Raw genomic sequence first — 24,701 nt, forward strand, 5'->3', positions numbered from 1 at the left:
GCGTTCATTTTAGGAAAAGCAAAAGTGTCCGGGAAGTACGATCCTGCGCTTTCGAAGACCCGGCGTGGTAAACGAAACTAAGTTGTACACAGCCGAGACGCCGGGGCGGGTTTGGGCTTCTGTCCAAGGGAGTGATGGCGGAGAGACAGGGATTCGAACCCTGGAGACGGTTCCCCGCCTACACACTTTCCAGGCGTGCGCCTTCGACCACTCGGCCACCTCTCCGTGCCGGCGATGTTTGGACCAATGTCATGAGATTTGCAAGGCCCCAATTCGGTGAAATCACCGGAAAGGATCAATTAAATCCGGCAGTCTTCCCGGAGTGTCAAACGACCAGAAATTCCCCCTTCAGCTTTCCGATTGGTCGTCATAATTCATCGCCAGCGTCAGGGTCCAGATCAGATTCGGTCAGTTCCACTGGCTGTCTTGCCGTCAACTCATCTGCGTTCTGTTTGGACGCTGATCCAACCTCTTTGACCTTGTTCGAGGTCGGCAATGCTTCGGGATTGCGCAACCAGATATCGCGCTGTGCAAAGGGCACTTCGATGCCTGCTTCTAGGAAGCGTCGGTTGATTTCGTGGTTCATGTCGGATTTGACGGACAGAACCCAGTTCACATCCCGTAGGATCGCCCTGATTTCAAAATCCAGCGCGTCCGCTCCAAATCCCTGGAAAACCACACTGGGCGCCGGGTTGGCCAGCACCATCGGGTGGTTGTTTGCGACCTCACCCAGAATAGTCTCGACCAGCCGTGTATCTGTGCCGTAGGCGACACCGACCGGAACAATCACCCTGCCGATAGTATTGCCACGGGTGTAGTTCGTGACGACGCCGCTGATCAGGTCCGAGTTCGGGATGATCACATCCGATCTGTCGAACGTCTCGATACGGGTCGAGCGGACGGAAATGTCACGTACGTAGCCCATCATCCCGTTCACATCGATCCAGTCACCCTTAGAGATTGGCCGTTCGACCAGAAGGATGATACCGGACACGAAATTGGACACAATCGTTTGCAGGCCAAAGCCAATACCGACAGACAGTGCACCTGCAACAATTGCCAGCGACGACAGATCAAACCCCGCGACCATGATCGCGGCCAGAGCGGCCAGGAAAATCCCGATATACCCCGAGCCAGCGACAATCGCGTTCTGCCCGCCCGGATCGATGCTGGTTTTGGGCAACAGCGAGTTGCGCAACCCGCTTTGCAACAACCGTGTCAGCGTATATCCGATTGCGAATACCGCGATAAACGTCAGGAAATTGCTGGGCGAGATCGTGACACCGCCAATGTCAAAGCCAAGCAACAGACGTGACCATACTTCAAGCAGGTCGGTTTCGCGCGCACCCCAGTAAATCGCTAAAACAGGCAGCGCGAGGATGGCGAGTGCAAAGCCCACCAGGACCGAAAAAAGTGAGTCGCGCGCAGCGTCGCCCTGCCCTGTGATCCATCCGTATATCTGACTGACGAACCGTTGAAAAATTGCCAGAGCGGCAATCAGAACCAGCGTTTTTACCGCCGGAAACACGATCGCTTCGGCCGCATTAGTATAGCCGACCAGTGCCAGTACGGGTGTTGCGATCCCCAGCAGGAACATGGCCTTGCGCAGGAATTCCACCATTTGGCTGAATCCGGCCGCCCTTGTGGACGCCGTTTGATCAAGCAGGTGGTCGTTCGTCCGGATTTGGCGCACACGGAGCAAAAGCAAAGCCGTTCCGACGATCACGGGGAAACTGATGACCGCACGGGTCGCGTCCGAGACGTTTTCGATCTGCTGGAACAGAAGCGCCAATTCATGCAGGATCAGCATCAAAGCCAACAGATCGATGTAGATGCGCAACTCGGTGATCCGCGCGGCAGACAGCCGCTTGAACCCCTGCGAAGCACCAATCACGTAAATCTGTCGGCCGATCCAGTCGTAGAATAAGGCGATTGCCGCCCAATACGGGATATTTTCCAGCAACAAACTGCCGCGCAGGCCCGGAATGCCCGATAGGCTGATCGCCGTAATGGCGGCAACGACACCAATCCAGGGCAACAGGATCCGCAGCAGCGAAATGATGAAGGACCAGGCACCTGTCCCGGCTCCACCCAGCAATCTAAGATAGTCGCCGCCCTTCTCTGACCAACGCTTGCCAAAGATCAGCAGAACTGCCGCGAGGATCACTAAAAACAGAATGCCCAAACCGCGATCACGGATGCGTTCTTTGACAACGTCCGATCGCAGGTTGGCAAATATTTCATTCGCCAGGCTCAAAAGCGCTTCTTTTACATCCTGCCACGCAGGTCCCCAATATACGGGGTTGATCGGCGACGGACCGCGTTGGAAAAACTCCTTCGTTTGCCGTTTCCGGATAATCTGGTCGATTTCACTGATCAATCCGTTTGCGCGGCTATACGCTTCTTCGGAAATGATGCGAGGCACGCGCAAACTGTTGAGCTGATCATTAAGATGAGTTCGCAATTTAGCAATATCTTCAGGTTCGGTCGCGTCCCCTTCGGGTTTCGGACCAAGCGCCTTGATCTGGCTTTCCAGCGTTGCGATACGATCCGTGTTGGCGCTGCGCGCCTTGTTAAAGTCCTCGCGGTAACCATTTATTTCGGAACGTAAATTCTCGAATGCCGCATTTGAAGCACGGTTCGCTTCGATCACGGATTCCGCACGGTCCGCTGTTTTTATCCAGCCCCGGTAATACTCGCTTTGCCTGTCGGTCAGCTGCGCAACAGCACCGCCTGCGAACCCGACAAGACACAGAAAAACCAGTGTCAGAAACAGGCGAACCTGCTTAGGCATCACACGTCCTCGAAAACGCCGGGAATGCTGCGCGGTGCTTCGGTCATCCAATTCGGTACCGGTAGGTCTTTTCCGCGCAGAAAGTCCGGGTTGAACAATTTGGACTGATACCGTGTGCCATAGTCGCAGAGGACGGTCACAATCGTGTGGCCCGGCCCCATTTCCTTGGCCAGACGCACAGCGCCCGCCATGTTGATTGCGGTCGACCCGCCCATAACCAGCCCCTCTTCGCGGAGCAGGTCAAAGATGTAAGGCAGTGCCTCGGTGTCAGTAATTTGATAGGAATGATCCGGCGTGAACCCTTCGAGATTTTTTGTTATCCGCACCTGTCCGATACCTTCGGCAATCGAACCTCCCTCCATCGCGATTTCACCGGTGGTGTAGTAAGAGTAGAGACCCGCCCCCATGGGATCGGCCAAACCGATTTTCACACCCTTGGGCTGCAGCGCTTCGGCAACCCCGGCCAACGTACCGCCCGACCCGACAGCACAGATAAACCCGTCGACCTTACCATCTGTTTGTTCCCAGATTTCGGGTCCTGTGGTTTCAACATGGGCCTGCCGGTTCGCCACGTTGTCAAACTGATTGGCCCAGATCGCCCCATTGGGTTCGGTCTGCGCCAATTTCTCGGCCAAACGCCGGGAATAATGCACAAAATTGTTGGGGTTACGATAAGGTGCGGCCGGAACTTGAACCAGTTGTGCACCGGCCAGCCGCAGCATGTCTTTCTTTTCTTCCGACTGGGTTTCCGGGATCACAATCACGGTCTTGAACCCCATTGACGCACCCACCAGCGCCAGGCCAATACCGGTATTGCCTGCGGTGCCTTCCACAATGGTGCCGCCGGGCTTCAAATCGCCCCGCGCGACTGCGTCACGGATAATATAGAGTGCTGCACGATCCTTGACGGATTGGCCGGGGTTCATGAATTCGGCTTTGCCGAGAATATCGCAACCAGTTTCTTCACTGATGCGGCGCAGCCGGATCAGCGGTGTTTTTCCTACTGCGTCAGCAAGATCTCGTGCAATGCGCATGACGGCCCCTTGTCGTTTTGTACCATCGAAGATTTACAGCCGCACCGCGGCGACCACAAGCGGGATAGTCACCCGCGCAATCTATCCCGGTGGCGGGCCAGCCAATAAGCCAGAGACACCAATTGTAGATCCTTGAAAACATGGCGATCCGTCATGTCTATGAATTCACCGAATGGCAAGATTTGACTGCGGATGTCTTCACCTTCTGTGTCAAGGCCGCCAGTGATTGTGGTGTGCGTCAACTCACCCAGACCAACATAAAGATACATGAACCCGGTGGAAGATCCGCTCGAGGTATAAGCACCGCCAGCATATTCCAGCCTGTCAAACCGAATACCCGCCTCCTCCATCGCCTCGCGATGCGCGGCCTGTTCGGGTGTTTCGCCCGGATCAATCATCCCAGCTACCGCTTCCCAAAGCCAGGGTTCCGGATCGTTGTTCAGGAAAACTGGCGGTCTGAACTGTTCCACGATCAAAACGGTATCTTTGGCCGGATCATAGGGCAGAACGGCGACCGCACTGCCCTGCAACAAGCTTCCACGGCGCAGAACCGGACCCATGCTGCCGTCATGCCGCCGGTGTTGCAGATCAATTTCCTCCATCCCGAAGTAATCAAGATACACCCGGTCATGGCGATGCACGATCACGTCTTTTGCAATGTCCCGCGGATCACCGGTTCGCCGTTGCCCGGCCATAATCTTTGACCAGGCACGGGTTTGCGTGGCGCGAACACTGCGGGCCATGACCCGGGGATCGACCTTCCCGAAATAGGCCATCTCTTCCTCAGCGGCGAGCGTTGTAAGTTCACCCAATCTGTCCGCCCAGTCCTGAAGCGACCACAAATCACCCGGTCTCCAGGCATCGGGGGCAGGAAAAAAGACCTGAGCTTGAGCCTCGGTTCCGTCTTCCAATTCGACCCTCAGAGACTTCAGATCATAGTCGAAAGACCCTTCGTAATAATCCAGCCTGGCCAGATCCACAGACGACAATTCCTGCACCAGTAGACCTTCGGCACTGGCACCTTCCATTTCCACGATCATTGGGAAATCCTGCCCCTGAACAGAATGGACAGCGTGGCCTCGAAGTTGGGCGGGCCGCGCTTTGGTTTCGCTCAGAGGATGGCCAAGAACGCGTTCCAACAACGGCAAGTGTCGCAGCGTTCCATAAAAGAACAAATCAGACAAATTCGATCTCTCTTGTCAGTAACGGATCAGCGCCACGACCGGCTGGCCTGTTCTGTGGCCAGCCCCGAGACAACAGCCCCAATTAGGAATGCAATCAGGATTTCCGGGTAAATCAGCAGCTTACCGTACTCAATCCCGATCTTGAAAATGGCCAGTATGGCCTCAAATGGGCCACCGTAACGGTTGCGCATGGCAAGTCGGAACATTTCGTAACAGCCCTGCACGAACAACGCCCAGAATATCAGCGAGGCGACACCAGTTAGTCCGTTATTGATCCCAGCAGTCCAGCCGCGCCCTGCACGCTTGCCCATGATGCCCCACCCGCAAACCGCGCCAAGGCCCATGTTAACCAGGGTAAAGTACCCGTAATCCTTACCTTCTTCGCCGTTCTCGATAATCATGCCAGAGACAATGAATGCCAGCACGATGAGGCAAACGGCGGCTACAAGACGCGAGGCAGTGGGCATGTTACGGTCCGTCAGTTAACTTGCTTTGCTACGGTGATCTGTGTCACATCGCAATTGCGCGTGTCAAAGGCTGCGCCACACGCTGTCAAATAATAATTCCACATGCGGCGAAAACGCTCATCAAAGCCCAGGTCTGCGATCTGTTCCCATTTTGCATTGAACGTTTCATACCACCGCCGCAGCGTCAGGTCGTAACTTTTGCCGAATTCTTTCGACTTCACCACATTCAGACCGGCCTGATTGATCTGCTGCCGCAGGATCGAAGGTGACGGAAGCATTCCACCCGGAAAGATGTATTTCTGAATGAAATCAACACCGTTCTTGTAATAATCCCAGCGGTGGTCACCTACCGTAATGATTTGCAAGGTCGCTTGCGCCCCCGGCTTCAGCCGTTCACGAACGGTTTCAAAATAAACCGGCCAGTATTTTTGACCGACCGCCTCGAACATCTCGATAGAGGCGATGCCATCATATTGCCCACGCTCGTCGCGATAGTCTTGCAACTTGAACTTCACCCGATCAGAAAGTCCCGCTTTTTCAATACGTTCATTGGCAAACTTGAACTGCTCCTCACTAATCGTAAGGCCGGTTACATGCAAACCCCGCTCTTTCGCGGCATATTCGGCAAAACCGCCCCAACCGCATCCGATTTCCAGTATGTGGTCGCCGGGTTTGGCCCCCATTTCATCGACAAGGCTGGCGTATTTCGCAGTTTGCGCCTTCTCAAGACTTTCTTGCCCGGTTTCAAAGATAGCGCTGGAATAAGTCATAGTGTCATCCAGCCACAAACCGTAGAAGTCATTGCCCAGATCATAGTGGTACGAGATATTCTTTTTCGCCTGCGTCCGGTTATTGCGATGAAGCCAGAACCGCAGCCGTTCATAGGCCTGAACAAGGAACTTCCCAGTAAACCCGTCATAGACGGTCTCGGACCCCAGATGGACAAGATCCATAAATGAGCGCAGATCAGGCGTGCTCCAGCCCTCCTCAAGATACGCATCAGAAAACCCCAGCTCGCCTTCGCGGATCAGACGGGCAAAAACATCTCTGTCGTGGATATCGATCTGAGCAACAGGCCCTGCCTTGGGTCCCTCTGCGCGAAAGATGCGACCATCTGGCAATGTTATGTCTAGTCGCCCCGACTCCATTCTGGTCAGCATCTTGAAGACCTGGGCGAAATACCTGGGCAGATCCGACTGCCCCTCTGTCGTCGTCAGCACCATCCGCTCTCCCCTCTGCGGCACAGGTCTCAGGCTAGGCCGCGATTCTGTTTCTGGCAAGTTTTCAGTTCCTTAGTTGGATTTTCGGCTTTCATACGCACGCAAGGCGCGGTTTCGTCCATCCGCCAGTTTCACGACAGGCTCGGGATAATCCGCCTGCGGACACAGGTTCCATGACCGGGGAACCGCAGCGAAATAGGAAAGTGCAACGTCACTGGGTTTCGTCTGGCCTTCGGCGATCCAGCGCCGCAGGTAAGACCCCTGCGGATCAAACTTTTCGGCCTGCCTTTCGGGGTTGAATATACGAAAGAAGGGCGACGCATCGGGGCCTGATCCCGCAACCCACTGCCAGCCCATGGCGTTACAGGTTGGGTCCCAGTCAATCAGGCAATCCTCGAACCAACTCATCCCGATTTTCCAGTGTGTCATCAGATGTTTGGTCAGGTAACTGGCCACTATCATCCGGGCCCGGTTATGCATACGGCCCGTCACATACATCTGCCGCAGGCCCGCATCGACCACAGGAATTCCGGTTCGGGCCTGTCTCCAGACGGCAACTTCAGGGTGGTGCGGATCGATATTCCAAGGGAAATCATCCCATTCCGCTTTCCAGTTATCGGTCAGCAGATGCGGTGAGTAATACATCAGGTGATAGGCAAACTCACGCCAGACCAACTGCCGCAGAAATGCCTCAGCGCCGGGGGTTCCCGTCATCGCAGCCTGTTGAACCCTGTGCCAGACAGTACGTGGCCCGATCTCGCCCAATGAAAGGTATTCTGACAGGTTTGATGTTCCGTCCAGATCCAACCGGTCACGATCAATGGAGTAGCCGGGTAACTTGTCGAGCAAGTGCTCAAGGTGGTCGCGGGCGGCCTGCTCGCCGGGTTGAACATGGGGGCGCACGATTGCAGCACCTCGGTTCATGCCCGCACCCATCTGCCAGGTGCTCAGTTTATCACTGGAAGGCCAGGTTGCAGGCCCCGCCAAGCGTGACACCAACGCATCCGGCGCTGGCACGTCCCGCCGCTGAACCGCGCGCCACATAGGGGTGTAGACACGAAACGGCTGGCCCTGCTTTGTTGCTACTGTCCAGGGCTCAAAAAGCAAATGACCAGGAAACGACTTTGCGCTTACACCCAGTTCGGACAGCGCCGTTTTGATCTGTGTATCGCGTCTGATCGACGCTGGATCATAGGCCCGCGACCAATAGACAGCCTTTGCGCCCGTCTCTTTGACAAGTGTCCGCAATTGCTCAAGCGCATCGCCACGCCGCAGGATCAGACGGCTACCAAGCCTCGTCAGAGCGTCGCAAAAGACCTCCAGACCCAACCCCAACCGCCATTTCGGGGCCGCGCCAAGGTGTTGCACAAGAGGGTCATGAACAAAGACTGGTATGATCGGACGGCCGCTTGCAACAGCAGCAGTCAATGCCGAATGGTCCGACAGGCGCAGATCCCGTCGGAACCATAAGATGATCGGAGACGGCTCGTTTTCCATATCCACCCTGAGGTTTTCTTCGTTCTACGAAGCCCCAAGCAGAGTGGATCACAAAACGCGTTCAAGCGCCTCCAAAAGCTGATCAATCTCCTGCTGCGAGGTATAATGCGTAAAGCTGACCCGCAAAACGCCCTGTGCCGGATCTACTCCCATCGCTTGCAATGGGCGCACAGCATAAAAGTCGCCGCCACCAGCCATAACACCGTATTGCGCCAGTTCCGCTGCAACTGACTCAGCGGGACGGTTCAGCGACAGCGCTACCGTCGGCGCACGCCGGGTGGCATCTGAAGTGCCGATCAGACGTACCGCGTTGCGGTCCTTAACCGCATCCAGAACCGGTTGAAGTAAGGACACCTCATGCGCGCGCATCAGGTCATGGGCAAAGGCACCCTGCTCTGCTGCGCCGGCGTCAGGCCCACCGTGATGCGTGCAAAGGAGCTCAACGTAATCGGCCATACCTGCACTTGCCGCAATCTGAGCATGATCCGGGCCTGCCGGGGTAAAGCGCTTGTAAAGAACGTCGGCGTTGAAGTAGTGCGCTTGGTTGGGCAGCAACTCTCCCAGTGTTCGGCGAATGACCATGCAGCCTTGATGCGGGCCGTAAGTTTTATAGGCTGAAAACAGATAGATGTCCGGCCCCAGATCGCCAACATTCGGAAACCCATGCGGGGCGTAAGATACGCCGTCCACGCAGACAAATGCACCAGCCGCGTGGGCAATCGCAGTGATCTCGGTGACCGGGTTAATCTCTCCCACGACATTGGAGCAATGCGGGAAACAGACCAGACGCACTTTTTCGTCCAGCATGTTTTCCAGATCCTGCGGGTTCAGTGATCCGGTTTCAGGATCGATCTGCCACTCCCGCACCTCAATCCCTGCCTCGGCCAGACGACGCCATGGGCCCGAATTTGCCTCGTGATCCTGATTGGTCACGACAATCGCCTCGCCAGGTTTCATCCATTGCCTGAACGCCTGTGCCAAAACATAGGTATTCTGTGTGGTCGAAGGGCCAAAGCTCAGCTCATCGGTTTCAACACCAAGGATGGCAGCCATGCGCGCGCGTGCCTCATCCATCTCGGCACCTGCAAGACGGCTGGCCTCATAAGGGGCGTAGGGCTGAACCTTTCGCTGCGTATAGAACCGCGTCAACCGGTCGATCACCGGCTTGCAGGTATATGACCCGCCCGCATTCTCAAAAAACGCCTGTCCTTTCAGGCTGGGTTCGGAAAAAGCCGGAAACTGTGCCCGAACGAAATCGATATCCAGAGAGCTCATGCCTCATTGCTCCTTAGTTGTGCTGTCATATCAACAAGATGCCCGCTCATGTTTCCGGACATCTCAGAAATCATGGCAGGTCTTCCAGCCCAGCCTGTGCTTGCGCCATGAGCTGACGAAACACCGGGCAGCCCTTCACTTCGGAAGGACAACGCTACTTAGACAGCACCATCCGCGACCGTCAAGCTGAAGCAAAAGAAAAAGCCCGGCGGGGTTGCCGGGGCTGAATTTCCAACACTCTGGGGCGGGTCTCGTTCGGGCCTCAACCCTGAACTTTGGTATATGTCCCCTCGCCTGCAAGAATACCACGGAAACCTCCGGGCTCATCCAGACCAAAGACGATCAGAGGCAGGTTGTTGTCACGCGCCAGCGCGATGGCTGACGCATCCATGACCCGCAACCGCTTGGCTAGAACGTCGTCATAGGTGACCGTGTCATAACGCACCGCGTCGGCATGTTGTTTGGGATCCTTGTCGTAAACGCCGTCGACACCGTTCTTGCCCATGAAAATCGCCTCACACGCCATTTCATTGGCGCGCAAGGTCGCCGCGGTGTCGGTGGTGAAATACGGGTTGCCAGTACCGGCCGCAAAGATGCAAACCCTTTTCTTTTCAAGGTGCCGTACGGCGCGGCGGCGGATATAAGGCTCGCACACTTCATCCATGCGAATGGCCGAAATGACCCGAGTGAACACCCCGATCTCTTCCAGGGCAGACTGCATACCCAGTGCGTTCATCACCGTGGCCAACATCCCCATATAGTCTGCTGTGGTCCGCTCCATACCCTGAGCAGATCCACTCAGGCCCCGGAAAATGTTTCCGCCACCGATAACCATGCAGATCTCAACGCCCAGATCGTGAACCGATTTCACCTCTTGCGCGATGCGCTGAACGGTTGGCGGGTGCAGGCCAAAGCCCTGATCCCCCATCAATGCCTCTCCTGAAATTTTCAACATGACACGTTTGTATGTGGTTTTCGGGGTTTCGGCAGTTTCAGAAGACGGGGAAAGGCTCATGTTGCGCTCCGGGCTGGCACGGGGTTAATTTCCGGCGCAAAATGAAGCAAAAGCTCCGCAGGTTCAATGCGGTTGGTGAGGATTGAGGCAACCGCATATGACCCGGCGATCAACAGACGCGATATTTCGGCAATTGCCCCCTATTCCCGATGACAAACCTGTCCTGATTGCAGGGCCGACTGCATCCGGGAAATCAGCGCTGGCGCTGGAGATCGCCGAACGCTATGGCGGGGTCATCGTCAATGCCGATGCAAGTCAGGTTTATGATTGTTGGCGCGTGATTTCGGCCCGACCATCTGCCGAAGAAGAAGCACGCGTACCGCATCTGCTCTATGGTCACATCGCCTATGATCAGGATTATTCAGCCGGTCACTGGCTGCGAGAAGTGGTGCCACTGCTGACCGGGAGCCAGCGGCCAATCATTGTCGGCGGGACAGGATTGTATTTCTCGGCCCTGACCCAAGGCATGGCCGAGATCCCCGCAACTCCGGTGCAGGTGCGGGCCGAAGCAGACTTGCTGACCGTTGCCGAGCTTGTCGCCGGGGTTGACGAACAGACTTTGGCTGGCCTGGATACGCAGAACCGCGCGCGCGTGCAGCGCGCTTGGGAAGTGCAGCGTGCCACGGGGCGCAGCCTGTTATCTTGGCAGGCCGATACGCCACCGCCAATAATACGGCTGAATGATGCAGTTCCTATCGTTTTTGACGTCGACAAAGCTTGGCTTCTGGATCGGATTGAACGCCGTTTTGATCAGATGCTTGAACTGGGTGCAATTGACGAAGTGAGCGCGATGCGGGATCGTTTCGACCCCGTACTGCCCGCCTGCAAAGCCATTGGTGTGCCAGAGCTTATGGCCTATCTGGATGGAATGATGACGTTGGATCAGGCCCGTGAACGGGCCACGATCTCGACCCGGCAATTTGCCAAACGTCAACGCACATGGTTCCGGACCAGAATGAAAACATGGAATCACGTCGATTTCTCAAAGTGATATCTGGTGTTGTTCATTCCTCTGGATTTGATAGCGAAAGCAATTTGATCAACAGATAAAGAAGAAGTTTCTCGTCTTTTATCAGTAATTTGACTTCGAAATTCCGCAAGGTTCTCCCTCTGCGGTGTGTCACATAGGAATATCCCTATCGAAGTATCAACAATGCGGTAACGTCGTTTTTGTGCATTTTATGTCGATTCCGAACGTTGACGTTGAGTGATTTCTGGTGCCGAATGGCGGCATGGGGATGCACAGAGTCCAAAAACCGGAATCCTTCTTTCTTGCGACCGGACAAGCCCGCGTCGCTTAGAACAAGAACAAATCAACAAAATCAATGTCACAGGGAGACATTTATGACCAATACGGCAATCACCAACGACAAGGTGCACTGGGCGGCCGAGATGCACGCGCAGGAATACCGTGACGGCAAGCTTAGCCGCCGGGAATTTCTGGTCCGTGCGACGGCGCTGGGTGTCGCGGTACCGACGGCCTATGGTTTGATCGGTCTGCAATCGCCTGCGGCGGCACAAGAGCCGCAGCGCGGTGGTACCATCCGCTACCAGATGGAAGTGCGCGCGCTCAAAGATCCGCGAACTTATGACTGGACGCAAATTGCCACTTTCACAGCAGGCTGGCTGGAGTACCTCGTCGAATACAACAACGACGGCTCGTTCAAGCCGATGCTGCTGGAAAGCTGGGAAGCCAATGACGACGCCACTGAATACACATTGAACGTTCGCAAGGGTGTAAAGTGGAACAACGGCGACGATTTCACAGCCGAAGACGTGGCCCGCAACATTGCAGGATGGTGTGACGCTGGTCTGGAAGGCAACTCGATGGCATCGCGTATGGCGTCGCTTATCGACGAAAGCACTCAGCAAGCTGCGGACGGTGCAATCACTGTGGTTGACTCCCATACTGTCAAACTGAAGTGCAACGCGCCTGACATCACGATCATCCCGGGTATGGCGGACTATCCCGCCGCAATCGTTCATAGCAGCTTCGATGCGAACGACATGCTTTCAAACCCCGTCGGCACGGGCTTCATGCTGCCTGACAGCCACGAAGTTGGCGTCAAAGGTGTGCTGGTGCGCAACGAAGGTTTCGACTGGTGGGGATATGAGGCTGGCAAAGGCGGCTATATCGACCGCATCGAGTTCATCGACTACGGCACTGACCCGGCTGCATTCCTTGCAGCTTATGAGGCCGAAGAGATCGACATGAACTGGGAATCTGTTGGCGAATTCGTCGACATCTTTGACGGCATTGGGCTTGTGCGCTCGGAAATCCCGTCAGGCTTCACCATCGTTATCCGCCCGAACCAGTTGGCCGAAGACGAAAACGGCAACAAGATCTACGGCGACAAGCGCGTTCGTCAGGCTTTGGCCATGGCGGTCGACAACGAAGTGTGCCTGGAGCTGGGCATGTCGGGCTACGGCATTCCGGCTGACAACTGCCACGTCGGACCGATGCACCCTGAACATGACTCGGCCGTGACTCGTATCCCGTATGATCCTGCCGGGGCGAAAGCCCTGATGGACGAAGCGGGTATGGGTGATTTTGAGCACGAAGTGCAATCAATCGACGATGACTGGCGCCGTAACACCACGGCTGCGGTTGTAGCGCAGCTGAACGACGCGGGAATCAAGGCCAAGCATACAGTTCTGCCGGGGTCGACCTTCTGGAACGACTGGACGAAATACGCCTTCTCGTCGACGAACTGGAACCACCGCCCATTGGGCACTCAGGTTCTGGCACTGGCCTATAAATCGGGAGTCGCGTGGAACGAATCCGGTTTTGCCAATGCAGAGTTTGATGCGTTGCTGGCCGAGGCGAACTCGATCGCAGATGTCGACAAACGTCGTGAAGTGATGGCCAAACTGCAGGGGATCATGATCGACGAAGGTGTCACGATCCAGCCTTATTGGCGGACAGCGATGCGCCATCACCGCGACAATTTGGTGGGTGTCGAAAAGCATATCGCAGACCTGCCGCAGCTTTATAAGTTCGGCTTTACGTCCTGAGCGAAAAAGCAAAAGGCCGCGCCACCCTGGCGCGGCCTCTTCGTCCTGAACGCGACGAACAAATAATAACAGCTAAGCGTGGCGTTCCTTGAAACCCGCGCTAGCCGACCCACAGGGGCAAATATGGGACTTTTCATTCTAAGGCGCGTTGGCATCATGCTGTTGACGGCATTGTGTCTGACTTTCCTGGTTTTCTTCTTAACCAACCTCTATCCGAACCTCGAGAAACTGGCGAAAACGCAGGGCAACTTTCGGATGTCGGATGAACAGGTTGAGAGCTACCTGAGCAAAAATGGTTACCTCCAATCCACTCCGATAAAATACGGCGAATGGCTGGGTGTCCTGCCCTCTTATCGGTACACGAATGAAGACGGAACCGTTCAGGGAAGATGCATTCTGCCGGGCAAAACCGCCGAAGAATCTCCGAATTTCTGCGGAATCCTGCAAGGGTATTGGGGCTATTCGACTGTCTTCAAGGAAGAGGTTTCCACCGTTGTTGGGAACCGTTTGGCTCTGACTGGTCGTCTGATGCTCTGGGTCATGTTGCTGATGGTTCCGTCCGCGTTGATCCTTGGTGTTTTGGCAGGAATGAAAGAAGGATCTGCCACTGACAGGACGTTATCGACCTTCGCCATCACAACGACGGCGACGCCGGAATATGTCTCGGGCGTGATCTTTATCGCCATCTTCACCTCATCCGCAGTTGGTTTGAAGTGGTTCAAAGGCACGGCCACGCAAGCGATGGAGAACCCGACCTTTGAGAACTTCTTCCTGCCGGTCCTGACTATTGCACTTTATGGGATGGGCTATATTGCCCGAATGACTCGCGCTTCGATGACCGAAGTGATGACCGCCCAATATATCCGGACAGCGCGTCTGAAAGGTGTGTCCTTCCCCAATATCGTCATGAAACATGCGTTGCGTAACGCGCTGATCGCACCCTTCACCGTCATCATGCTGCAGTTCCCCTGGCTGCTGAATGGCGTGGTGATCGTCGAGACCCTGTTCAACTACAAGGGCTTCGGCTGGGCGCTGGTTCAGGCCGCGGGCAATAACGACATTCAGCTGTTGCTGGCGATTTCGGTCGTTTCGGTCTTTGTGGTGCTGGTGACCCAGCTGATTTCGGATATCGGCTATGTCTACCTCAACCCGCGCATCCGCATTTCTTAAGGAGGGTTAGATCATGGAACCACTTACCTGGACCGGCTCTATCGCCTTCCTGAACCCGCTTTTTGCCCTTGGCCTTGCGCTAATGGTCTTATCCATTGCCGTCTGGATGCTGGCCAGCATCGTGCTGCCCGAAGACCAGATGACGGTGAACCCGGACGGTACGTTGAGCTCAAGCTCAGGCCTGCGAACACTGATACAACTGGCACTGCGCTACAGCTTTCTGGCCAGTGTTGGAATCGCACTCGCCTATATCGTGCTGGGCGTTTTGATGGGCACCAGCGCCGGAATTATTGGCGCCATGTCCCAGCAGTTCTTGCCTGTATGGGTGTCGTTGATCATCCTTTATGCCATGTCGATCGCCTTCAAACGCAAGCTTGGCCTCTATGGCAAACTGTTTGACAGCCCCATCGGCATGATCGGCTTTGGCCTTGTGATGTTCTGGGTTTTCACTGGGGTATTCGGCGCGATGGATTTGATCGTCACGCATGACCCGCTGTCACAGGTTTCGGGCATGAAGAACAAAGTGCCAGGAACGCCACTGTCCAATCTGGAGGACGGTCAATACGCCTGGTATCTGCTGGGTGGCGACAATCTGGCCCGCGATGTGTTCAGCCGCATGGTCAAAGGGGCATGGATTGTTGTTCAGATCGCCCCGCTTGCCACGATGTTTGCCTTCATGGTTGGCATCACGTTGGGTCTTCCGGCAGGCTATTATGGTGGTCGACTGGATACTTTGCTGTCGTTCCTTGCGAACCTGATTTTGGCCTTCCCGGTGATCTTGCTGTTCTATCTGCTGGTCACGCCCGAGATCGTTGCGACCGGGGTACCGAATTACATGGCGGCCGTCTTGTTCGTATTCCCGATCATCTTCCTCGGTGTGCTGCTGAACTCACGATATTATACCAGACCGAACTTCCGAACACCGCTGCTGATCGGAGTTTTGGGGGTAGCGGGTTGGTTCTACTTGTCTCTGATTTCGACCGGTGGCTACATCATTAATACCGACGCCTATCGTATCTGGGGTCTGCCGACCTATCTGGATCTGTTCGATATCCCCGGCGGTATTCTGGTGGTCTTCGTCTCGGTGGTCTTTGTGAACTCGCCCACCGTTTTCCGCATCGTGCGCGGACTGGCGCTGGACATCAAAACACGGGACTACGTGGCGGCAGCACAAACCCGTGGCGAAGGTCCGTGGTACATCATGTTGTGGGAAATCCTACCCAACGCGCGCGGCCCGCTGATCGTCGATTTCTGTCTGCGTATTGGCTATACCACCATCCTACTGGGAACCTTAGGTTTCTTTGGTTTGGGCCTGCCACCTGAAAGCCCTGACTGGGGGTCGACGATCAACGAGGGGCGCAAGCTTTTGTCGATCTACCTGCACCCTGCTCTGCCACCCGCGCTGGCCTTGTTGACGCTGGTTCTGGGTCTGAACCTGCTGGCCGACGGGTTGCGCGAAGAAAGTCTGAAAGACTGATGTGAAAGCGACCGGGGGGCCAGCCCCCCGGACCCCCCGAGATATTTTTAGCCAGATGAAGAGGATCCCCTCGATCTGGTGAGGAGATACAAGATGAGCAAGATGGCGGATTATGACGGCCCGATCCTGGAGATCGACAAGCTGTCGATTTCCTTCTTTACCCGCCTGCGGGAAATTCCGGCCGTGATGGATTTCTCTGTCAGCGTGCAACCCGGTGAAGCTGTTGGTCTGGTCGGTGAATCCGGCTGCGGTAAGTCCACGGTGGCGTTGGGTGTCATGCAGGACCTTGGCAAAAACGGTCGCATCGTTGGCGGTACAATCAAGTTCAAGGGTCGTGATCTGGCGGAAATGAGTTCAGATGAATTGCGAGACATACGCGGCAATGAGATCGCGATGATCTATCAGGAACCGATGGCCTCGCTGAACCCGGCGATGAAGATCGGCAAGCAGCTGATGGAAGTGCCCATGATTCACGAGGGCGTCAGCGCGGAAGAGGCGTATTCGCGCGCGCTGGAAGTTGTCACCGATGTGCGCTTGCCGGACCCCGAGCGAATGCTCAACTCGTTTCCTCACCAGCTGTCAGGCGGTCAGCAACAGCGGATCGTGATCGCAATGGCACTGATGTCAAAACCTGCGCTTCTGATCCTTGATGAACCAACGACGGCACTTGATGTGACGGTTGAGGCTGCAGTGGTCGAACTTGTGAAGGATCTGGGCAAGAAATACGGCACTTCGATGCTGTTCATTTCGCACAACCTTGGGCTGGTTCTGGAAACCTGCGACCGGCTTTGCGTGATGTATTCGGGTGAGGCGGTCGAGCGCGGCTCGATAAAGGATGTGTTTGACGAGATGCAGCATCCTTACACGCAGGCCCTGTTCCGGTCGATCCCACTGCCGGGGGCCGACAAGAACTCGCGCCCACTGGTGGCTATACCGGGAAACTTTCCCCTACCCCATGAGCGGCCCCCAGGTTGTAACTTTGGCCCGCGCTGTGACTATTTCGAAGAGGGTCGCTGTGACGCCAAGGACATCCTGATGGAGGCGGTGCCCGGAAATGACCGACACCATACCCGTTGCCTGAAATTCAAAGAGATTGACTGGAACGCACCAATCACGGTGGGTGATCAGAAAGCGAAAGGTGAGATCGGCAGGGTCGTTCTGAAGATGGACAACCTCAAGAAATACTATGAGGTTGCAGCTAATGCCCTGTTCGGTGGTGGCGAAAAGAAGGTTGTGAAAGCAAACGAAACGCTCAGTTTCGAGGCGCATGAATCCGAGACATTGGCCATCGTGGGTGAATCCGGTTGCGGCAAATCCACCTTTGCCAAAGTTCTCATGGGTCTTGAGACGGCCACGGACGGGCAGATTCTGCTGGACAACCGCAATATCGAACAGGTGCCCATAGAAGAGCGTGACGCAAAGACCGTTGGTGAAGTTCAGATGGTGTTTCAGAACCCGTTCGACACGCTGAACCCGTCGATGACCGTCGGGCGCCAGATCATCCGGGCATTGGAAATCTTCGGTGTTGGCAATTCTGAGGCCGAGCGCAAGAAGCGGATGCTGGAACTGCTGGATCTGGTGAAGCTGCCACGCGCCTTTGCAGACAGGATGCCGCGTCAGCTGTCGGGTGGCCAGAAGCAGCGCGTAGGTATCGCGCGCGCCTTTGCTGGCGATGCGCGCATCGTGGTGGCCGACGAGCCGGTATCGGCGCTGGACGTTTCGGTGCAAGCTGCGGTGACCGACCTGCTGATGGAAATTCAGCGCGAGCACAAAACCACGTTGCTGTTCATCAGCCATGACCTTTCCATCGTGCGATACCTCAGCGACCGTGTGATGGTAATGTATTTGGGTCACGTGGTCGAGCTGGGCACAACTGATCAGGTTTTTGCACCCCCCTACCACCCTTATACCGAAGCGCTGCTGAGTGCTGTTCCCATCGCCGATACATCGGTCGAAAAGCAGCACATCGTTCTGGAGGGTGATATTCCTTCGGCCATGAACCCACCACCGGGATGCCCGTTCCAGACACGGTGTCGCTGGAAATCCGAAGTGCCAGATGGGCGCTGTGAGTCGCATGTGCCGCCTGTGCAGACATTGGCCGAGGGGCATCAGGTGAAGTGCCACTTGTCCGAAGAGGTGCTGGCACGGATGCAACCCGTAATCAAAGTCGCGGCCGAATAGGTTTGCGGATCTTCATTGGAAAGGGCCGGTCGTTGACCGGCCCTTTCTGTGAGCGCCGCGTGTCACGAGGAGACTGGCGACGCATGTGAGTGGTGGTTCCCAAAAAGTTCAGCCAGTCATGACATTGTTGCCGAAATGCATAAACTCCTGGTTCATACCAGCAATCTCTCCGGCCTCCAGTTTCAGGCTGGCACTGTCAAGCATCTGATAGCTTTGCTGCCCCTTTACCCACTCGTCTGCTGATTGCAGCGTGGTCAGCGTGTAAGACGTGACTTCGTTCAGGTAATGAGTTGGGATAATGATCTTGGGCTTTAGCTTGGCCACGATGTCATTACCCTGATCGAAGCTCAGAATATGTTGCGACCCGTCTACCGGTAGGGTCAGAACATCGACCTGTCCGACGGCGTCCCAAAACTCCTGCGGCGGGTTATGGCGATTGTCACCCCAGATCAGCGTACGAATGCCACCTGTTTCCACCAGATAGACCACCATATCCATATGACCCACATTGTTCGGCGGACAGGCTTCGACCCCAAATTCGGCCAGTGCATTTGTCCAGTTGTACCAGCCCGGCGCCACGCAGGCATGTTTATCTGCAAAACCAGTGATCTTGATATCGGCGAACTCGAAATTGCCGACCATCCTGTCCAGCACCATGGTCGAACTTGGGCGTTCGATCGCGTCGTGATCGAAATGCGCGTGGGTCGACAGGGTAATGTCTACCGGGATCTGGGGGAACTCATTGCGGAACCAAAGCCCCCACGCGCCCGACGGGTCATCACGCCAGGGGTCGAACAGGACCGTTGCGCCGTTGGGCGAGGTGATCTTGATGGCGCAATGGCCATAATAATCGATACCGACAACTCCGGCACTGGCCTGCCCCGTCGATCCCTGCAGGTCGATCACATGGTTATTGTTCCCTGGTTGCAACCACGCCTGCGATTGCGCCTCGACCGGTTTCGCGCCCAGCACTGAAGCTGTCGCGCCAACACCGGCGGCACCTGCCGCCATGAAAAACGACCGCCGAGACAACCCCGGTGCCAGATGATCCCTGTCCCCTTTCAGGATGGTCGGTTTCAGATCCTTGCGATCCATATCTATGTACCTCTCTGTTGGACGTGCGCCGTTTTTCGGCACCTCACCCCAGAGGGTAACAAGCCAAGGCGTATCAGCTCAGACCGAAAAAATGGGGGTGGAATATGGGGGCATTCCCCATATTCGACATTCACGAAATCGAGAGCAAATGACTGCGCAGGTTTTGATCTCGGCCCTCAAGTCCAAGTTTTCGGCGAATGTTGTTGCGGTGAAAATCGATTGTCGACGTCTCTCGGGACAGGGCCTTGGCAATGTCCTTCGTGGTTTTCCCAAACATGACCATCTGTGCAATTTCCATTTCGGTAGGGGTCATTGCCGCGAAGGCATCCGTCAACTTGTCAGACATCGAAGATGTGATCTCGTTCAGGTTCTTCTCGGCCAGCTCAAGATAGACAAATTGCGCCTCATCCCCTGAAAGCTGCGCCCGAACCTTTTCAAGATGTGGTAATACTCTGCTACGAACCTGCTCGATGATTTCGTGATCCCGGTTTTTGCGGTCATCGTCGAGACTTGAGAGCAATACGCGCAACGCCGTGTTCGTCTCCTGCAACTCTCGGGTTCGATCCGAAACACGCGTTTCAAGCTGGGCAAGTGTTTCGTTCAGTTTCTCCTCCAACGCGCGTCTCAGATAAACCTCTTGCAACAAAGCCAAATCCGACTCGACCATGCGCGCGAACTGCGCCAGCCCCTCTCGGAACAATAGGGCCCGCCGGTTCTGTTTACGGTCCAGAACACAGATTGTGCCGAACACCGATCCATCGGGCCATTTCAGCGGTAAGCCGATGTAAAAGGTCATTCCGTGTTCCAGGTCGTCGTTGTCCGCCCAAACCGGATCACATTTGGCGTCCTGGACCACCAACTCTCCGTCACGCTCCAGAACACCCTGACAGTACAGCTTGGGGTTCAACTGGAAACTCAGACCGACCGGATACGGGTTCTCGGGGTGATCGGATGTGATCAAAACCGCATGATCCGGCGCGTCGGTTTTCATGATCAGGCTTGCGGGCACGTCGGCCAGTTCTGCGACCAGATCAACAAGTTGCTGCCAGTTTGCCAGCGTTTCTTTGGGAATCTGCGGATGATCAGCAGGCATTAGGGGCCTCACCAGTTTCTGGGCGATACCCTGTCAGGTTAGTTGGAGGCTTTGCACTGAATCAAGAATAGGACGTTCTGCGGCGCAGCATCGGTTTCAGCCGCCCCAGATAACCTTCACGTAGTTCTGGGTTTCCTTGTACGGCGGAATACCACCGTGCTTTTCAACCGCATCGGGACCCGCGTTATAGGCCGCCAGCGCCAAAGGCCACGATTTGAACTTGCGGTACTGCCAGGACAGATATCTGGCACCGCCTTCGAGGTTCTGCTTGGGATCATGGGGGTTTACGCCCAAAAGCTCGGCCGTCTGTGGCATAAGCTGCGCCAATCCCAACGCACCTTTATGTGACTTCGCCTGAGGGTTCCATCCACTTTCCTGCTGCACGAGACGCAAGAACAGATCTTCAGGGATGCTGTGAAGGCGAGCAACACGGCGCGCGATTTCCAGATATTCTCCGCGATACTTTCCTGAATACCGTTTGCTGACCTGATCACGCGTTGTTTTGGGTTTCAGCCGGGCCGAGTCGCGATACTGGGTTGCCGCACGAGAATCCAGAACCTTCGCCTGTTTCAGGAAAATATCCTTGCGGCTTTTGCTGGACAAAGTTTGTGCCTGCACCGGCGCAACGGCCAATACTAGGCAGGCAACAGAAAACCCAGCAACCCAAGAACGCATCTTTGCTTATCCTGCTCGATCAAAAACCAGTGGAAGTATAGGTATTCCCGCAAAAAATGAAAGCTTGGTAAATAGTACAGTAAGACTCTTGTTCCACAGTGTTGTATCAACTGTGTTTCAACCATGATGCAGGCCGTATAGGGTCTCACAAAATAAGTCGCGCCAGATTCGGCGCATTTACGCAGAACAGAACGAGGATTTACATGGCGGGTTCAGTCAACAAGGTCATTCTGGTGGGAAATCTTGGCCGCGACCCCGAGGTCCGGTCGTTCCAGAACGGCGGCAAAGTGTGCAACCTGCGCATTGCCACCTCGGAGAACTGGAAAGACCGCAACACGGGCGAGCGGCGCGAACGGACAGAGTGGCATTCGGTTGCCATCTTCTCGGAACCGCTGGCCCGCATCGCCGAGCAATATCTGCGCAAGGGCAGCAAGGTTTATATCGAAGGCCAGCTGGAAACCCGCAAATGGCAGGATCAATCCGGTCAGGATCGATATACGACCGAGGTTGTCTTACGCCCCTATCGCGGGGAACTGACCCTGTTGGACGGTCGTAGTGAAGGCGGTGGAGGCAGTGGCGGCGGTTATGGTGGCGGCCAGGCTGGTGGTGGTTACGGTGACCCCTACGGCGGCCCATCCAGCTCTCCGGCACCAGCCTCGGGCGGAATCGACGACGACGAGATTCCGTTCTAACCAAAGCGGAGTAACAATATGACATGGTCCTTCTCTCTCGGCCGATTGCTCGGGTCCGAACTGAGGGTCCATGTCACCTTTTTTCTGCTGCTTGCATGGGTCGGTTTTGCCGCATTCTCAGCCGGTGGCGTGCCAGCCGCGATAGAAAACCTTCTCTTTGTTCTGGCGCTGTTTGCCTGCGTTGTCGCGCATGAGTTCGGTCACGCCCTTATGGCGCGGCGTTATGGTATCAAAACCCCCGACATCACCCTTCTGCCCATCGGCGGCCTGGCCCGGCTTGAGAGAATGCCGGAAAAACCGATGCAAGAGGTTCTGGTGGCGCTTGCGGGTCCGGCAGTGAATATCGCTATCTTTATTGGCCTTGCCGCGCTTGGCGCAGGTATGCCGCTAGAGACCCTCGCGCAATTGGAGTCACCAAATGTGAGGATTGTGGACAAGCTGGCCTATATCAATCTGCTTTTGGCCATCTTCAACTTGATCCCGGCCTTCCCAATGGACGGAGGCCGCGTCTTTCGCGCCCTTCTGTGTTTACGCATGAATCGTGTCAAAGCCACCCGAGTTGCAGCCGTTGGTGGCCAGGTTGTCGCTGTCGGGTTTGGATTTCTAGGGCTGAGCTCTGGCAATCCAATTCTGGTATTGATCGCCGTATTTGTGTTCTTTGCAGCCAATGCAGAAAGCCAGGAAGTCGCTTTGCGATCTGCGGTTCGTCGTGTTCTGGCCCGTGACGCGATGATCACCGAGTTTCACGCACTTTCTCCCAGTGATACGCTGAGCACAGCGGCACAAGCCGTGATTCACACCACGCAGCACGAATTTCCGATACTGGACCCAAATCACACGTTGCTGGGCTTTGTGACACGCGATCGCCTGTTCACCGCCCTTGCAAGCGACCAACCCAGAACCGCGCCCGCGACCTCGATCATGGATGCAAACGTCCCCACAGTCCTGCTGACAACCGGCCTTGAGGACGTGCTGGAACACCTGCACAATGGGGCGCCGGCCATTGCAGTTCTGACCCATGGCGGTCGCATGATCGGTTACATAACCCGCGAAAACATCGGCGAGCTGATGGTCATTCAGGGTCGTTAACCCCTGCGTCACACCGGGGCGAGAGCGTCCGACAGAACCGACAAGACCGCATCCTTCGGCACATCCGAGGTCACAAAAGCCTGACCAATTCCGCGGGCCAGGATAAACCGCAGCTGGCCGTCCACGACCTTTTTGTCCTGCCCCATCAGATCCACCAGCACCTCGGCACTTGGCAATTCGCCCGGAATATCAGCCAGATCCGTTTTCATGCCCATCGCACGCAGATGTGCGCGTACCCGGCTTGGGTCCTCTTGTGAACACAGGCCAAGGCGGGACGAAAGCTCGAACGCAAGTGCACAACCAATGGCCACGCCCTCACCATGCAAAAGACGGTCGGAATACCCTGTGGCGGCCTCCAAGGCATGGCAGAAGGTGTGCCCCAGATTCAGCAGGGCGCGGTCACCTTGTTCGGTTTCATCCCGGGCCACGATATCGGCTTTCATCTGAACCGAGCGGGTTACCGCACGCACACGTGCGGCCATGTCGCCTGAAGACACACTTCGCCCGTTCGCCTCAAGCCATTCAAAGAAATCAGCATCCCCAAGCAAGCCGTATTTCACCACTTCGCCATACCCTGAAAGAAAGTCCCTCTGGGACATGGTCTGCAACACAGATGTATCGGCCAGAACCAGCGATGGCTGATGAAAAGCGCCGATCAGGTTCTTCCCCTGAGGGGCGTTGATCCCTGTTTTCCCCCCGACAGAGCTGTCGACCTGCGCCAGCAAAGACGTGGGGATTTGTACGAACCGAACACCTCGGCGCAGAACGGCTGCGGCAAAGCCGGCAAGATCACCAATTACCCCACCACCAAGGGCCACAACAACGTCGCTGCGTTCAACCTTTTCAGTCAACAGCCACTCAACCGCGCGTTCGAAATGTGGCCAGCTTTTTGTTGCCTCTCCGGCGGGTAAGGCCAGCGCGGACATTTCGATCCCGGTGGTTTTCAGACCCGCACGCAGCGTTTCCAGATGCAGATCAGCGACACTTTCATCTGTCAGGACGGCCACCTTAGGACGCGCCAATAGCGGTGCAATCCAATCGCCCGCGCGCGCCAGAAGATCCGGACCGATCTCAACGTCATACGACCGGTCCCCAAGTTCAACTTGTACTGTTTGATGCATTATCTGATTTCCAAAACATCAGGGCGCGCCAACAAGGCGTCGACAACCCGGTCCACCATATTCTCGATCGAAGTTTCGCCATCCGAATCCACGATCAGATCCGCCTCGGCGTAAACCGGAACACGCGCCTCGTAGAGGGCTTTCAATGTCGCATAAGGATCGGCAGTACGAAGCAGCGGGCGCGTGTCCTTGTGGCGGACACGGCTCCACAGAACTTTCAGGTCTGCCCGCAGCCAGACCGACGCACCCCGCATGGTGATCATACGCCGGTTGTCAGGCTGAAGAAACGCGCCGCCACCCGTTGAAAGTACGCCTTTTTTGTCATCCAGCAGGCGGCTGATAACCTGTGATTCCTTGGTGCGAAAAAAAGGTTCCCCGTCCCGCTCAAAGATTTCGGGGATGGTCATGTTGGCGGCTGATTCGATTTCGGCATCGCTGTCCAGAAAAGGAACACCCAATCGAGCGGCCAAAGCGCGACCCACGGCTGACTTTCCGGCCCCCATCATACCGACCAGAACCACGGTTTTGTGTAGATCAAACCGGGTCTGCGCGTCCGCTGAGTGCGTGTTATGCTTAATTTCGCTCATTTCACCGTGAATGACGTGAT

At 55.8% G+C, this 24,701-nt stretch carries 20 protein-coding genes and 1 tRNA gene; 7 read left to right on the top strand and 14 right to left on the bottom strand.

The window, feature by feature from the left end:
• Positions 1-135 precede the first annotated feature (135 nt).
• The 9 genes from I9188_RS03835 to pyrH form a co-directional block, all read right to left on the bottom strand.
• A tRNA-Ser gene (locus tag I9188_RS03835) sits at positions 136-225 on the bottom strand.
• A gap of 142 nt (positions 226-367) precedes the next feature.
• Positions 368-2,794, bottom strand: coding sequence for a DUF3772 domain-containing protein (locus tag I9188_RS03840; protein ID WP_209504104.1), 2,427 nt, complete (start codon positions 2,792-2,794; stop codon positions 368-370).
• Entirely contained in the window at positions 2,794-3,828 is a 1,035-nt protein-coding gene (locus I9188_RS03845; RefSeq protein WP_209504105.1) for a cysteine synthase A, read from the bottom strand. Before I9188_RS03845 ends, I9188_RS03840 begins: the two co-directional genes overlap by 1 nt.
• A 68-nt stretch (positions 3,829-3,896) precedes the next feature.
• Positions 3,897-5,012 carry an NUDIX domain-containing protein gene (locus tag I9188_RS03850; RefSeq protein ID WP_209504106.1) on the bottom strand — a complete coding sequence of 372 codons (1,116 nt, stop codon included), beginning with the start codon at positions 5,010-5,012 and terminating at the stop codon, positions 3,897-3,899.
• Between the two features lie 26 nt (positions 5,013-5,038).
• Positions 5,039-5,479 carry a TrgA family protein gene (locus tag I9188_RS03855; protein ID WP_209504107.1) on the bottom strand — a complete coding sequence of 147 codons (441 nt, stop codon included), beginning with the start codon at positions 5,477-5,479 and terminating at the stop codon, positions 5,039-5,041.
• Between the two features lie 11 nt (positions 5,480-5,490).
• Entirely contained in the window at positions 5,491-6,702 is a 1,212-nt protein-coding gene (locus tag I9188_RS03860) for a cyclopropane-fatty-acyl-phospholipid synthase family protein (RefSeq protein WP_209504108.1), read from the bottom strand.
• A 69-nt stretch (positions 6,703-6,771) separates the two neighbouring features.
• On the bottom strand, positions 6,772-8,196 hold the full coding sequence (locus I9188_RS03865) for a deoxyribodipyrimidine photo-lyase (RefSeq protein ID WP_209504899.1): 1,425 nt from the start codon (positions 8,194-8,196) through the stop codon (positions 6,772-6,774).
• Positions 8,197-8,244: 48 nt separating this feature from the next.
• Complete coding sequence (locus I9188_RS03870) at positions 8,245-9,471, bottom strand: aminotransferase class V-fold PLP-dependent enzyme (protein WP_209504109.1); 1,227 nt, start codon at positions 9,469-9,471, stop codon at positions 8,245-8,247.
• Positions 9,472-9,733: 262 nt separating this feature from the next.
• Complete coding sequence (pyrH, locus tag I9188_RS03875; RefSeq protein ID WP_209504110.1) at positions 9,734-10,486, bottom strand: UMP kinase; 753 nt, start codon at positions 10,484-10,486, stop codon at positions 9,734-9,736.
• Positions 10,487-10,583: 97 nt separating this feature from the next.
• Here pyrH and miaA point away from each other — a divergent pair, with 97 nt between their 5' ends.
• The 5 genes from miaA (at position 10,584) to I9188_RS03900 (ending at position 18,329) form a co-directional block, all read left to right on the top strand.
• Positions 10,584-11,477 carry a tRNA (adenosine(37)-N6)-dimethylallyltransferase MiaA gene (miaA, locus tag I9188_RS03880; protein WP_209504111.1) on the top strand — a complete coding sequence of 298 codons (894 nt, stop codon included), beginning with the start codon at positions 10,584-10,586 and terminating at the stop codon, positions 11,475-11,477.
• Between the two features lie 353 nt (positions 11,478-11,830).
• Complete coding sequence (locus I9188_RS03885; protein ID WP_209504112.1) at positions 11,831-13,501, top strand: ABC transporter substrate-binding protein; 1,671 nt, start codon at positions 11,831-11,833, stop codon at positions 13,499-13,501.
• A gap of 123 nt (positions 13,502-13,624) precedes the next feature.
• Positions 13,625-14,671: an ABC transporter permease gene (locus I9188_RS03890; RefSeq protein ID WP_209504113.1), complete on the top strand. Its 1,047-nt coding sequence runs from the start codon at positions 13,625-13,627 to the stop codon at positions 14,669-14,671.
• 13 nt (positions 14,672-14,684) lie between these two features.
• The gene (locus tag I9188_RS03895) at positions 14,685-16,148 is read left to right on the top strand and encodes an ABC transporter permease (protein ID WP_209504114.1); all 1,464 of its coding nucleotides are present in this window, start codon (positions 14,685-14,687) and stop codon (positions 16,146-16,148) included.
• A gap of 93 nt (positions 16,149-16,241) precedes the next feature.
• Positions 16,242-18,329 (top strand): ABC transporter ATP-binding protein, encoded by a 2,088-nt coding sequence (locus I9188_RS03900; RefSeq protein ID WP_209504115.1) that lies wholly within the window; start codon positions 16,242-16,244, stop codon positions 18,327-18,329.
• A 108-nt stretch (positions 18,330-18,437) separates the two neighbouring features.
• Here the strand turns inward: I9188_RS03900 and I9188_RS03905 are convergent, their stop codons facing one another.
• The 3 genes from I9188_RS03905 to I9188_RS03915 all read right to left on the bottom strand — a co-directional run bounded on the left by I9188_RS03905 (position 18,438) and on the right by I9188_RS03915 (position 21,192).
• Complete coding sequence (locus I9188_RS03905) at positions 18,438-19,424, bottom strand: MBL fold metallo-hydrolase (protein WP_209504116.1); 987 nt, start codon at positions 19,422-19,424, stop codon at positions 18,438-18,440.
• Between the two features lie 130 nt (positions 19,425-19,554).
• On the bottom strand, positions 19,555-20,517 hold the full coding sequence (locus I9188_RS03910; protein WP_209504117.1) for a LuxR C-terminal-related transcriptional regulator: 963 nt from the start codon (positions 20,515-20,517) through the stop codon (positions 19,555-19,557).
• 96 nt (positions 20,518-20,613) lie between these two features.
• Entirely contained in the window at positions 20,614-21,192 is a 579-nt protein-coding gene (locus tag I9188_RS03915; protein WP_209504118.1) for a lytic transglycosylase domain-containing protein, read from the bottom strand.
• Positions 21,193-21,395: 203 nt separating this feature from the next.
• Here I9188_RS03915 and ssb point away from each other — a divergent pair, with 203 nt between their 5' ends.
• Positions 21,396-21,884 (top strand): single-stranded DNA-binding protein, encoded by a 489-nt coding sequence (gene ssb / locus I9188_RS03920; protein WP_209504119.1) that lies wholly within the window; start codon positions 21,396-21,398, stop codon positions 21,882-21,884.
• A gap of 18 nt (positions 21,885-21,902) precedes the next feature.
• On the top strand, positions 21,903-22,973 hold the full coding sequence (locus I9188_RS03925) for a site-2 protease family protein (protein ID WP_209504120.1): 1,071 nt from the start codon (positions 21,903-21,905) through the stop codon (positions 22,971-22,973).
• 8 nt (positions 22,974-22,981) lie between these two features.
• Here the strand turns inward: I9188_RS03925 and aroB are convergent, their stop codons facing one another.
• Positions 22,982-24,094: a 3-dehydroquinate synthase gene (gene aroB, locus I9188_RS03930; protein ID WP_209504121.1), complete on the bottom strand. Its 1,113-nt coding sequence runs from the start codon at positions 24,092-24,094 to the stop codon at positions 22,982-22,984.
• Positions 24,094-24,681 (bottom strand): shikimate kinase, encoded by a 588-nt coding sequence (locus I9188_RS03935; RefSeq protein WP_209504122.1) that lies wholly within the window; start codon positions 24,679-24,681, stop codon positions 24,094-24,096. The genes aroB and I9188_RS03935 overlap by 1 nt, the downstream gene beginning before the upstream one ends.
• Positions 24,682-24,701 lie beyond the last annotated feature (20 nt).

Origin of the sequence: Ruegeria sp. HKCCSA071, assembly GCF_017872555.1 — a bacterium.
Classification (GTDB): Bacteria; Pseudomonadota; Alphaproteobacteria; order Rhodobacterales; family Rhodobacteraceae; genus Ruegeria.

Coding starts and splice junctions, on each gene's coding strand:
- I9188_RS03840 (WP_209504104.1), bottom strand. CDS start 2,794: ATGCCTAAGCAGGTTCGCCTGTTTCTGACACTGGTTTTTCTGTGTCTT.
- I9188_RS03845 (WP_209504105.1), bottom strand. CDS start 3,828: ATGCGCATTGCACGAGATCTTGCTGACGCAGTAGGAAAAACACCGCTG.
- I9188_RS03855 (WP_209504107.1), bottom strand. CDS start 5,479: ATGCCCACTGCCTCGCGTCTTGTAGCCGCCGTTTGCCTCATCGTGCTG.
- I9188_RS03860 (WP_209504108.1), bottom strand. CDS start 6,702: ATGGTGCTGACGACGACAGAGGGGCAGTCGGATCTGCCCAGGTATTTC.
- I9188_RS03865 (WP_209504899.1), bottom strand. CDS start 8,196: ATGGAAAACGAGCCGTCTCCGATCATCTTATGGTTCCGACGGGATCTG.
- I9188_RS03870 (WP_209504109.1), bottom strand. CDS start 9,471: ATGAGCTCTCTGGATATCGATTTCGTTCGGGCACAGTTTCCGGCTTTT.
- pyrH (WP_209504110.1), bottom strand. CDS start 10,486: ATGAGCCTTTCCCCGTCTTCTGAAACTGCCGAAACCCCGAAAACCACA.
- miaA (WP_209504111.1), top strand. CDS start 10,584: ATGACCCGGCGATCAACAGACGCGATATTTCGGCAATTGCCCCCTATT.
- I9188_RS03885 (WP_209504112.1), top strand. CDS start 11,831: ATGACCAATACGGCAATCACCAACGACAAGGTGCACTGGGCGGCCGAG.
- I9188_RS03890 (WP_209504113.1), top strand. CDS start 13,625: ATGGGACTTTTCATTCTAAGGCGCGTTGGCATCATGCTGTTGACGGCA.
- I9188_RS03895 (WP_209504114.1), top strand. CDS start 14,685: ATGGAACCACTTACCTGGACCGGCTCTATCGCCTTCCTGAACCCGCTT.
- I9188_RS03900 (WP_209504115.1), top strand. CDS start 16,242: ATGAGCAAGATGGCGGATTATGACGGCCCGATCCTGGAGATCGACAAG.
- I9188_RS03905 (WP_209504116.1), bottom strand. CDS start 19,424: ATGGATCGCAAGGATCTGAAACCGACCATCCTGAAAGGGGACAGGGAT.
- I9188_RS03910 (WP_209504117.1), bottom strand. CDS start 20,517: ATGCCTGCTGATCATCCGCAGATTCCCAAAGAAACGCTGGCAAACTGG.
- I9188_RS03915 (WP_209504118.1), bottom strand. CDS start 21,192: ATGCGTTCTTGGGTTGCTGGGTTTTCTGTTGCCTGCCTAGTATTGGCC.
- ssb (WP_209504119.1), top strand. CDS start 21,396: ATGGCGGGTTCAGTCAACAAGGTCATTCTGGTGGGAAATCTTGGCCGC.
- I9188_RS03925 (WP_209504120.1), top strand. CDS start 21,903: ATGACATGGTCCTTCTCTCTCGGCCGATTGCTCGGGTCCGAACTGAGG.
- aroB (WP_209504121.1), bottom strand. CDS start 24,094: ATGCATCAAACAGTACAAGTTGAACTTGGGGACCGGTCGTATGACGTT.
- I9188_RS03935 (WP_209504122.1), bottom strand. CDS start 24,681: ATGAGCGAAATTAAGCATAACACGCACTCAGCGGACGCGCAGACCCGG.